Raw genomic sequence first — 11,397 nt, forward strand, 5'->3', positions numbered from 1 at the left:
TTCATGTATAGCAAAATTTTAGGTACTGGCAGCTACCTGCCATCTCAGGTGCGTACAAACGCAGATCTAGAGAAAATGGTAGATACAAGTGATGAGTGGATCGTTGCTCGCACGGGTATTAAAGAGCGTCGAATTGCTGCAGAAAACGAAACTGTAGCAGACATGGCATTCTACGCAGCTGAAAACGCTATCGATATGGCGGGTATTGATAAAAACGATATCGACCTGATTATCGTAGCCACAACGAGCAGTAGCCATACTTTCCCTTCATCTGCGTGTCAGGTGCAGGCAAAGCTTGGCATTAAAGGTTGTCCAGCTTTTGACTTAGCCGCTGCTTGTTCTGGTTTTGTGTACGCATTATCTGTTGCAGACCAACATATCAAATCTGGTATGTGCAAAAACGTACTTGTGATTGGTTCAGATGCTTTGTCTAAAACGTGTGATCCGACAGACCGTTCAACCATTATCCTATTTGGTGATGGTGCCGGAGCCGTTGTCGTAGGCGCTAGCCAAGAGCCTGGCATTATCTCTACCCACATATACTCGGATGGTCAATTCGGAGAGCTTCTAAGCCTACCTGTACCTGTGCGGGGGCAAGATGCGGATAAATGGCTTCATATGGCTGGGAACGAAGTATTCAAAGTCGCTGTAACTCAGCTATCGAAACTAGTAAAAGATACGCTTGAAGCCAACAACATGCATAAGTCTGAACTAGACTGGCTAGTGCCGCACCAAGCGAACTACCGCATTATTTCAGCGACAGCGAAGAAACTTTCGATGTCACTAGACCAAGTCGTGATTACACTTGATAAACACGGCAACACATCAGCTGCGACGGTGCCAACAGCACTAGATGAAGCGGTACGTGATGGTCGTATTAAACGCGGTCAAACTCTGCTTCTTGAAGCGTTTGGCGGCGGATTCACTTGGGGCTCGGCCCTTGTGAAGTTCTAAGTTTCACAAGAATTCAAAATTTAAGGTGCACTTGGTGCATCTTATTTCTTTTTACTTTGCTTAAAGGAAAACAACATGAGCAAGTTTGCTATCGTATTTCCAGGTCAAGGTTCTCAAGCTGTAGGTATGCTTGCAGAACTAGGCGAACAATATGACGTAGTAAAACAAACATTTGCAGAAGCATCTGACGCACTAGGTTACGATCTATGGGCGCTTGTTCAAAATGGACCTGCAGAAGATTTAAACGAGACTTTCCGTACTCAACCAGCTTTGCTAGCTTCATCTGTTGCAATCTGGCGTGTATGGCAGGAACTTGGCTTAGAGCAACCAGCAAACCTAGCCGGTCACAGCCTAGGTGAGTACTCAGCACTTGTATGTGCGGGTGTTATCGACTTTAAAGAAGCCATCAAGCTGGTTGAATTACGTGGTCAACTTATGCAAGAAGCAGTACCAGCTGGTACTGGCGCAATGTACGCGATTATCGGTTTGGCTGATGATGCGATTGCAAAAGCGTGTGAAGACGCAGCGCAAGGCGAAGTGGTCTCTCCAGTAAACTTTAACTCGCCTGGTCAAGTCGTTATCGCTGGTAGCAAAGACGCAGTAGAGCGAGCTGGTGCGCTATGTAAAGAAGCCGGTGCGAAGCGTGCGCTTCCTCTTCCTGTTTCAGTACCTTCACACTGTGCACTTATGAAGCCAGCAGCGGAAAAACTTGCTGTAGCTCTTGAGTCTATCGAATTTAACTCACCACAGCTGCCAGTTATCAACAACGTTGATGTGGTTGCTGAGACAGATCCTGCAAAAATCAAAGATGCGCTTGTTCGTCAGCTACATAGCCCAGTTCGTTGGACTGAAACAGTTGAACTGATGCACGAACAAGGCGTAGAAAATCTTCTTGAGCTTGGTCCTGGTAAAGTTTTAACAGGTCTAACAAAACGTATCGTGAAAACGCTAACTGCAGCAGCAGTGAATGATATCGCATCGCTAGACGCTGCGAAGTAATCCATCAAGCGATAAATTTGCGATAAGAAAAGGAAACACAACATGATGAATCTAGAAGGTAAGATCGCGCTAGTTACCGGCGCAAGCCGTGGTATTGGCCGCGCGATCGCGGAACTTCTTGTCGAGCGAGGTGCTACGGTTATCGGTACTGCTACTTCTGAAAGTGGTGCGGCTGCTATCAGCGAGTATCTTGGTGATAACGGTAAAGGCTTAGCGCTTAACGTGACTGATGTCGAGTCTATCGAAGCGACATTAAAAACGATCAACGAAGAATTTGGTGTGATCGATATTCTGGTGAATAACGCTGGTATTACTCGTGACAACCTATTGATGCGCATGAAAGATGATGAGTGGAACGACATCATCGATACCAACCTAACGCCTATCTACCGCATGTCTAAAGCGGTTTTACGCGGTATGATGAAAAAACGTGCGGGTCGTATCATCAACGTAGGCTCTGTTGTTGGTACCATGGGTAATGCTGGTCAAACTAACTACGCAGCAGCGAAAGCGGGCGTGATTGGTTTTACTAAATCAATGGCTCGTGAAGTTGCGTCTCGTGGTGTAACAGTGAACACTGTTGCTCCTGGTTTCATCGAAACTGACATGACTAAGGCGCTAAGTGATGACCAACGTGCGGCAACTTTGTCGAACGTGCCAGCAGGTCGTTTAGGTGACCCACGTGAAATTGCATCAGCAGTAGTTTTCCTTGCTTCTCCTGAAGCAGCGTACATTACTGGTGAAACTTTGCATGTAAATGGTGGCATGTACATGGTTTAATGCGACAGTTTATGCAAAATAAGCTATTTTACATTGTGAAAAATAGCCTATAGTTGCAGTTAACTGTCATGAACTTGTCATGCTTATGCGCAAGATTTGTGCATGATTTAAGTCAAAAATGTATTGAAATTCGGTTAAATTCGCTAATTTTGTGGTTTGACCAGCAAGGACCCCCTTGCAACTTTCAATAGTTCGAATAAACTACGGAATCATCGCATTAGGCGAAATCTGTAAAGGAAAAGAAAAATGAGCAACATCGAAGAACGCGTAAAGAAAATCATTGTTGAACAGCTAGGTGTAGACGAAGCAGAAGTTAAAAACGAAGCTTCTTTCGTTGATGATCTAGGTGCTGATTCTCTAGACACTGTAGAACTAGTTATGGCTCTAGAAGAGGAATTCGACACTGAGATTCCTGACGAAGAAGCTGAGAAGATCACTACTGTTCAAGCTGCAATCGACTACGTAAACAGCGCTCAGTAATTAGCTCTCCCAGGCGGTCTCCTAGACCGCCTGTGTTCTTTCTAACTTCTTCTATCCTCTCATAGAAATATTCAATTCCCGGAGAATTATATCGTGTCCAAGCGTCGTGTAGTTGTCACTGGCATGGGTATGTTGTCACCGGTAGGCAACACAGTAGAATCATCTTGGAAAGCCCTGCTAGAAGGTCAAAGTGGTATCGTAAATATCGAGCACTTTGATACTACGAACTTCTCAACTCGTTTTGCAGGTCTTGTTAAAGATTTCGATTGCACAGAGTACATGTCTAAAAAAGATGCTCGTAAGATGGACCTTTTCATCCAGTACGGCATTGCAGCGGGTATTCAAGCTCTTGATAACTCTGGCTTACAAATTACCGAAGAAAATGCGGCTCGAGTTGGTGTTGCTATCGGCTCAGGCATTGGCGGTCTTGACCTTATCGAAACTGGCCATACTGCATTAGTAGACAAAGGCCCTCGCAAAGTTAGCCCATTTTTTGTTCCTTCGACCATTGTAAACATGGTTGCAGGTAACCTATCTATCATGCGTGGTCTCCGTGGTCCAAATATCGCGATTTCTACCGCATGTACTACTGGCCTGCATAATATCGGCCATGCAGCACGTATGATTGCCTACGGCGATGCAGATGCGATGGTTGCTGGTGGTGCAGAAAAAGCTTCTACGCCTCTTGGCATGGCTGGCTTCGGTGCAGCTAAAGCACTATCTACTCGTAATGAAGAGCCTCAAAAAGCGTCTCGCCCATGGGATAAAGGCCGTGATGGTTTTGTTCTAGGTGATGGTGCTGGCATGATGGTGCTTGAAGAGTACGAACACGCAAAAGCACGTGGCGCAAAGATTTACGCAGAACTGGTTGGTTTTGGTATGTCTGGTGATGCTTACCACATGACTTCTCCAAGCGAAGATGGCTCTGGTGGTGCACTTGCGATGGAAGCGGCAATGCGTGACGCGAACATCACAGGTACCCAAGTAGGTTATGTGAATGCTCACGGTACATCTACTCCTGCTGGCGACGTTGCAGAAATCAAGGGCGTGAAACGTGCTCTTGGTGAAGAAGGTGCGAAGCAAGTACTTGTATCATCAACTAAGTCTATGACTGGTCACCTATTAGGTGCAGCAGGCTCTGTTGAAGCAATTATCACGGTTATGTCTTTGGTTGACCAAATCGTTCCACCAACGATTAACCTTGATGATCCAGAAGAAGGTCTAGACATCGACCTTGTGCCGCACACTGCGCGCAAAGTTGAAGGTATGGAATACGCTATCTGTAACTCGTTTGGCTTTGGTGGTACAAACGGTTCTTTGATCTTCAAAAAGTTCGCTGAGTAACACTATCTAACCTTATTTAGATAAGCGAAACTTGTATTCTAACGGCTCGATGCTTAGCATTGAGCCGTTTTGTTTTATTTGTTGTCTGCTAATTTGAAGGTACGTGAATGTTTTGGGTAAATGGAGTTCCGCAAACGCATGTAGAGCTAGGTGATCGCTCATTCCAATACGGTGATGGAGGCTTTACCACCATCCTGACCCAAAATGGAGAGTTGGTTTACTGGCAGGAGCATACTGAGCGCATGAGTGCTTGCCTTGACGCTTTGAAGATCTCTTCACCTGACTGGAAAGTTGTGCATGGTTGGGCAAGCAAAGCGGTTTTATCTGACGCACGAGCGGGGGTGAAGATTCACGTTAGCCGCGGTATTGGCGGGCGAGGGTATAGCCCTAATGGGATTAAAGGCCCTATCGTGACGATTTCCAATTTTGCATTTCCTTCTCATTATTCATCTTGGCAAGAACAAGGTGTGGACTTGGGCGTTTGTAATACTCGTCTAGGGATTCAACCTTTACTTGCGGGACATAAGCACAACAACCGTTTAGAGCAGATTCTCGCCAAGGCTGAAATCGACAATACAGAGTTTGCAGATGCAATAACGTTAAATGTGCAAAACCATGTCATTGAAACTACAATGGCCAACCTTTTTTGGGTTAAAGGTAATAAAGTATTTACGCCGGAGCTGACCTTATCAGGCGTTACGGGCGTAATGCGTCGTAAGGTGCTTGAGTTACTTAAAGTAAGTCATATTGAAGTCATCGAGGGGCGTTTTATACTTCCAGATTTGCTGAGTGCTGACGAGGCTTTCATGTGTAACTCAATATTAGGTGTCGCACCTATTCGCAGCATAGTGACATCGAACTCTAAGACTATATTTCCGATAGGAAAATTGACTCAACGACTGCAAGGGAATTTAACTACGTGATTAAAAAACTGTTGGCTTTTGTTGTGCTGATCGCAGTGATAGGCGCAGCAGCTGTTTTTTATATAATTTCACAGGCTAAACAATACGTTGAAAAGCCTATTCTATTGGAACAACCTCAGCTGTTTACTGTAGAAAGTGGTACAAGCTTTCATCATGTCATGCGCGCCTTAGTTGAAGGTGAGGTGATTGAAACATCGGAGTACATCCGTTTAATTCCTCACTTATATCCAGAATTGTTGCAAGTGCGAGCGGGTACTTACCAACTTGAGCCTGGTATGTCACTTTCGCAAACATTGGAGCATCTGAATACTGGAAAAGAATACCAGTTTGCGATCACTTTTGTTGAAGGCAGCCGCTTTTCTGAATGGGTAGATCAACTAAAAAGTGCTCCTTATTTAAAGCATGATTTAACCGATCTTTCAGAAAAAGAAATGGCTGCGAAGCTCGGAATTGAGAGAGAAAAGCTAGAAGGGTTGTTTTTAGCAGAAACCTACCATTACACAGCGGGTGCGAGTGAAAGCCAGTTATTAAAACGAGCGCATCGAAAACTCAATAAAATACTGGATGCTAACTGGGAAGCGCGTCAAGAAAAGCTGCCATTACAGGACAAATATGATGCCTTGATTCTCGCGTCTATCATCGAGAAAGAGACGGCTATTGATTCTGAGCGTGAGCGCGTCGCTTCTGTGTTTATCAACCGATTGAACAAACGCATGCGGTTACAAACTGATCCGACAGTTATTTATGGTATGGGTGACGCCTACGATGGCAACATTCGTAAGAAAGATTTGCGTACGCCGACACCATATAACACCTATACCATCAATGGTTTGCCACCAACACCGATTGCGATGGCTGGTGAAGCTTCCATTGAAGCGGCTTTGAATCCAGAAAGCAGCAACTATTTATATTTTGTAGCAAGTGGAAAGGGCGGACATGTATTTTCGAAATCCCTTGCTGAGCACAACCGTGCTGTTCGTGCCTATTTAAGAGAACTAAGAAAGAACAAATGATGAAAGCAAACTTTATTGTCGTTGAAGGCCTAGAAGGCGCGGGTAAAAGCACTGCGATTAAAACCGTTTTAGATACGCTAAAAGCGGCCGGTATTGAGGATATCGTAAATACCCGTGAGCCAGGAGGCACACCGCTAGCAGAAAAAATGCGCGCTCTGGTGAAAGAAGAGCACGAAGGCGAAGAACTTAAGGACATGACGGAGTTGCTTCTTCTGTACGCTGCACGTGTTCAGTTGGTTGAGAACGTGATCAAACCAGCTTTGGAAAACGGTCAGTGGGTGGTTGGTGACCGACACGATATGTCGTCGCAAGCTTATCAAGGTGGTGGCCGTCAGATTGACGCATCGTTAATGAAAAATCTCCGGGATACAACGCTTGGTGATTTTAAACCTGCTCTCACTCTCTATATGGATATTGACCCTCGTGTTGGGCTTGAGCGTGCACGTGGGCGTGGTGAGTTAGATCGTATAGAGAAGATGGATATTAGTTTCTTCGAGCGTACACGTGAGCGTTATTTGGAGATTGCTCATGCCGATCCTTCCATCGTTATCATTAACGCAGAACAGACGATTGAAGGCGTGTCGCGTGATATTCGGGACGCTCTAAACGAGTGGCTAGCTCGTCAATAAGTGAAACGTAAATTTAGGTGACTCATGTTAAATGATTATCCATGGCTACAGCCAATATGGGATAACCTCAAAGTAGGGTTAGAGTCGGACAGAATACCAGGTGCGCTTTTATTACAAAGCGAGCAGGGCTTGGGCATCGAAAAACTTATCGAGTTTTTTAGCCAAGCACTTCTTTGCCAAAATTACGCGAGTGAAGCATGCGGTTTTTGTCATAGCTGCCAGCTAAATCAATCTCAAAACCACCCTGATTTACACTGGATCAAGCCAGAGAAAGAAGGAAAGGCGATAACGGTGGACCAAATTCGCGCTTGTAACCGTCTTGCTCAGGAATCATCTCAGCTTAATGGTTACCGCCTATTTGTAATAGAGCCGGCGGACTCTATGAACGAGTCGGCATCGAATGCGCTGTTAAAGACGCTAGAAGAGCCTGGGGCAAAGTGCTTGTTTTTGCTCTTTACCCACAATCAGGAGCGTCTGCTCCCAACGATTCGTAGCCGTTGCCAACACTGGGTTGTTGCGCCTCCGTCAGCGGAACAAGCGATGCAATGGATGCACGAACAAGGGGCGAAGCAAGTTCCTGCTTATGCCTTAAAACTGAATATGGGCTCTCCAATAAAAACATTGGATGCGTTAAATAATGGTGAGCTCGAAGCTTACTTGGCTTTTGAACGCAGTTTTATTAAGGCAATGTCTTCGCCTGTTTCAGACGTTTCTGAGTGTGCTTCTTTAATCGCTAAACACTCAGAGCAATCACTAGACTGGGCATGGTATTTACTGACAGATGCTCAGAAAGCGCAGTTTGGTGTATCAGAAGCTCAAATGCTTCCGGGCGCGACAAAGTTTCAACCGGACAACTATAACGGTTTGTACTCATCAGCGAAGGCGCTGATGAACCTGAAAGCTCAGGTGCAAGCCTTTCCTGGCCTGAACCTTGAGCTACTATCAATGAATTGGTTAATTGAATCACGAGAGGCATTATGTTCGTAGATTCTCATTGTCATTTAGACAAATTGAATTACGACGATCTCCACATCAATGTGGAAGACGTTATTAACAAAGCTAAACAAGCAAACGTAACTGAACTACTTTCTGTTGGAGTAACGCTGGATTCTTTCCCGAAAATGATGGAAATGATCGAGCCTTATGACAATGTTTATGCTTCGTGCGGTGTGCATCCACTTGATGTTGAAAGCGACTTTTCGATGGACGTATTGCGCCACCATGCGTCGAATGCAAAAGTCGTCGCTATTGGCGAAACGGGTTTAGATTATCATTACAAGCCCGAAACGGCCGCGTTACAGAAAGAGCGCTTTGAGCAACACGTTGATCTTGCAGTGGAGCTCAACAAACCTTTAATTATCCATACCAGAAACGCACGTGCGGATACTCTAGATATTTTGCGTAAGGGTGGGGCAGAGAAATGTGGTGGTGTTATCCACTGTTTTACAGAAGATCTTCCGTTTGCTGAAGCTGCACTGGAGCTGGGGTTTTATATTTCTATCTCGGGGATTGTTACTTTCCGTCAAGCTACAGAGTTAAAAGAAGTGGTGAAGACTCTACCTTTAGAGAAGCTTCTTATTGAGACAGATTCTCCTTACTTGGCTCCTGTCCCTCATCGTGGCAAAGAGAATCAACCCGCTTACGTTGTCGAAGTCGCTTCTTATATTGCGCAACTCAAATCGTGCTCTCTTTCTGAAGTGGCACAAAAAACCACCGAAAACTTCCGAAATCTTTTTTTGCGATGAAAAAATAATAAGAGCATAAAAAAGGAGCTTAGGCTCCTTTTTTGTTGATAAAAACAACAGATACGCTCACGAGTTTAATGTTTACTAAAAATGTTGATTTAATAACATTCAAAAATCACAAATGTAATTTTGTTACTAAAAATAACATTGAGGCGTATTTTATTTACGCCTTAAAATTAATTATATAAATAATTAATTCCTTATAAAACAGTAGTATAAGTGCAATGCAAACCTTTTCATCGGCTGTTTTTGGGTGTGATCCAAGACTTGTTTTGAAACTAAATTTCGTAACTGTGTGGAAAGTTTGAGGGTCATCAATATATATTTAGAGCCGGAAAATATAATGCAGTTGTGGTTACATTTTCATTGGGTGCTAACCTTTAGGCTACGGGGGTGTGCCGTTAGTGCCCAAATAATACTTATAAATTTATCAGGAGCATAAACATGTTTAAGAACCTTTTTGCTAACCTGCAAAAAGTTGGTAAGGCTCTGATGCTTCCAGTATCAGTTTTACCAGTTGCAGGTATTTTATTAGGTGTGGGTGCTGCCCATCTAAGCTTTATTCCAGAGATCGTTTCTAATCTTATGGAACAAGCTGGTGGTTCAGTATTCGGCCAAATGGCACTTCTATTTGCAGTAGGTGTAGCGCTAGGCTTCACTAACAACGACGGTGTTGCAGGTCTTGCAGCTATCGTTGGTTACGGCATCATGACGGCAACGCTAGGTGTAATGGCGGGCGTTATGGGTGTTGAGAAAATCGATACAGGTGTACTAGGTGGTATCCTTGTCGGTGGTGTGGCTGCTTGGGCATTCAACCGTTTCTTCAAAATCCAACTTCCAGAGTACCTTGGCTTCTTCGCTGGTAAGCGCGCAGTGCCAATCATCACTGGTTTTGCTGCGATCATCCTAGGTGTTATCCTTTCTGTTATCTGGCCACCAATTGGCGGTGCAATTTCTGCATTCTCTGATTGGGCTGCACACCAAAACCCACAGCTAGCATTCGGTATCTACGGTGTTGTTGAGCGCTCTCTAATCCCATTCGGTCTACACCACGTCTGGAACGTACCGTTCTTCTTCGAAGCAGGTTCTTGTGTTAACGCTGCCGGTGAAGCTCAAAATGGTGTACTAACTTGTTACCTAGTTGCTGATGAAGCATCTCGTGCTGCTGGTAATGGCTTCGGTCAGCTAGCGGGTGGTTACATGTTCAAGATGTTCGGTCTACCAGCTGCAGCAATCGCAATTGCTCATTGTGCTAAACCAGAAAACCGTGCAAAAGTAATGGGTATCATGGCGTCAGCTGCACTGACTTCATTCCTAACTGGTATTACTGAGCCAATCGAATTCTCATTCCTATTCGTTGCTCCACTACTATACGGTATCCACGCTCTACTAGCTGGTTCTGCATACATCGTTTCGAACACTCTAGGCTTTGTACACGGTACTTCTTTCTCTCACGGTCTGATCGACTTCCTAGTTCTATCTGGTAACGCTCAGAAGATGGTGCTAATGATTGCCGTTGGTCTAGTTTACGCAGTAATTTACTACGTAGTGTTCCGTGGTGTAATCACAGCGCTTGACCTAAAAACACCTGGCCGTGAAGATGAAACGGAAAGTGCAGCTGTAACTTCTGGCTCTGATATGGGCGGTGAACTGGTTGCAGCGTTTGGCGGTAAAGCTAACATTACTGGTCTAGATGCATGTATCACACGTCTACGTGTAGCAGTTGCAGATACAGCAGCTGTTGACCAAGACAAGCTAAAACAACTAGGCGCTGCTGGTGTTGTAGTTGTAGCTGGTGGTGTACAGGCTATCTTCGGTACTAAGTCTGATAACCTAAAAACTGAAATGGATGAGTGGATTCGTAACCACGGTTAATCGCAGTCATTCATAGTAATGCATAAAAGGAGGCTTCGGCCTCCTTTTTTAGTTCCTATTTTATTAACTGACAGTTCCTTTTTTAGTGTGATCCTAAACTCATCTTTACTTTTGTCAGCTTTTTCATACATCGAGCTTACCCATCGTTGACATATTGATATGCCATTATGTTTGAATAGCGAATAATGTTTTTTTGAATAATTGATAACGTGTATGAAGAACAAATTCATTTTAGTTTTGGGACTAGTTTCTAGTACGGCAATGGCGGCAAGCGAACCAACGGATCTATCAGTTGGTATGGCTGTCGATCAACAATTAAGTGTTGTTGTAGAGTTAGATAACAAATATCGTGGCATTATCGGAAACGATGGTATGGCGTTTGATTACATCACTAAGCGTGGAACATTCGATCAAAACATGCCTGTGACTTGGTATGTCGGCGTTGGTGGCTGGTATGAATGGGATGACGAGTTTGGTGTGAGAGTACCGCTTGGTGTGAACTGGGATTTATCACGCGGCTGGGACCTTTATGGTCAAATACACCCAGAGCTAGATCTTTACAAAGGTGCTGACTTGCAACTTGGCGGCGCCGTTGGCATCAAGTACAGTTTCTAGAATTGAACTAATGTATGTATAAAAAAACGCCGGTAACTAC

At 44.5% G+C, this 11,397-nt stretch carries 12 protein-coding genes; all 12 read left to right on the plus strand.

Annotation, left to right across the window (positions count from 1 at the left end):
* The first annotated feature begins 3 nt into the window (after positions 1–3).
* Entirely contained in the window at positions 4–954 is a 951-nt protein-coding gene (locus tag R7O12_RS09085; protein ID WP_017821385.1) for a beta-ketoacyl-ACP synthase III, read from the plus strand.
* A gap of 75 nt (positions 955–1,029) precedes the next feature.
* The gene (fabD, locus tag R7O12_RS09090) at positions 1,030–1,953 is read left to right on the plus strand and encodes an ACP S-malonyltransferase (protein WP_005387313.1); all 924 of its coding nucleotides are present in this window, start codon (positions 1,030–1,032) and stop codon (positions 1,951–1,953) included.
* A 45-nt stretch (positions 1,954–1,998) separates the two neighbouring features.
* Positions 1,999–2,733, plus strand: a complete 735-nt coding sequence (fabG, locus tag R7O12_RS09095; RefSeq protein WP_025767222.1) for a 3-oxoacyl-ACP reductase FabG — start codon at positions 1,999–2,001, stop codon at positions 2,731–2,733.
* Positions 2,734–2,979: 246 nt separating this feature from the next.
* Positions 2,980–3,213, plus strand: a complete 234-nt coding sequence (acpP, locus tag R7O12_RS09100; RefSeq protein ID WP_004406112.1) for an acyl carrier protein — start codon at positions 2,980–2,982, stop codon at positions 3,211–3,213.
* A 93-nt stretch (positions 3,214–3,306) separates the two neighbouring features.
* Positions 3,307–4,557 carry a beta-ketoacyl-ACP synthase II gene (gene fabF / locus R7O12_RS09105; protein WP_005372948.1) on the plus strand — a complete coding sequence of 417 codons (1,251 nt, stop codon included), beginning with the start codon at positions 3,307–3,309 and terminating at the stop codon, positions 4,555–4,557.
* A gap of 107 nt (positions 4,558–4,664) precedes the next feature.
* A complete protein-coding gene (gene pabC, locus R7O12_RS09110; RefSeq protein WP_042523095.1) occupies positions 4,665–5,480 on the plus strand; it encodes an aminodeoxychorismate lyase in 816 nt (271 codons plus the stop codon).
* Complete coding sequence (gene mltG, locus R7O12_RS09115) at positions 5,477–6,493, plus strand: endolytic transglycosylase MltG (RefSeq protein WP_318125765.1); 1,017 nt, start codon at positions 5,477–5,479, stop codon at positions 6,491–6,493. Before pabC ends, mltG begins: the two co-directional genes overlap by 4 nt.
* On the plus strand, positions 6,490–7,122 hold the full coding sequence (tmk, locus tag R7O12_RS09120) for a dTMP kinase (protein WP_005387350.1): 633 nt from the start codon (positions 6,490–6,492) through the stop codon (positions 7,120–7,122). The genes mltG and tmk overlap by 4 nt, the downstream gene beginning before the upstream one ends.
* Positions 7,123–7,146: 24 nt before the next feature.
* The gene (locus R7O12_RS09125) at positions 7,147–8,109 is read left to right on the plus strand and encodes a DNA polymerase III subunit delta' (protein WP_258483842.1); all 963 of its coding nucleotides are present in this window, start codon (positions 7,147–7,149) and stop codon (positions 8,107–8,109) included.
* Positions 8,100–8,867, plus strand: coding sequence for a TatD family hydrolase (locus R7O12_RS09130; protein ID WP_005372957.1), 768 nt, complete (start codon positions 8,100–8,102; stop codon positions 8,865–8,867). Before R7O12_RS09125 ends, R7O12_RS09130 begins: the two co-directional genes overlap by 10 nt.
* 444 nt (positions 8,868–9,311) lie before the next feature.
* Positions 9,312–10,742, plus strand: a complete 1,431-nt coding sequence (gene ptsG, locus R7O12_RS09135) for a PTS glucose transporter subunit IIBC (protein ID WP_005372959.1) — start codon at positions 9,312–9,314, stop codon at positions 10,740–10,742.
* A gap of 213 nt (positions 10,743–10,955) precedes the next feature.
* Complete coding sequence (locus R7O12_RS09140) at positions 10,956–11,357, plus strand: hypothetical protein (RefSeq protein ID WP_318125766.1); 402 nt, start codon at positions 10,956–10,958, stop codon at positions 11,355–11,357.
* Positions 11,358–11,397 lie beyond the last annotated feature (40 nt).

Source organism: Vibrio sp. Vb1574, assembly GCF_033338675.1.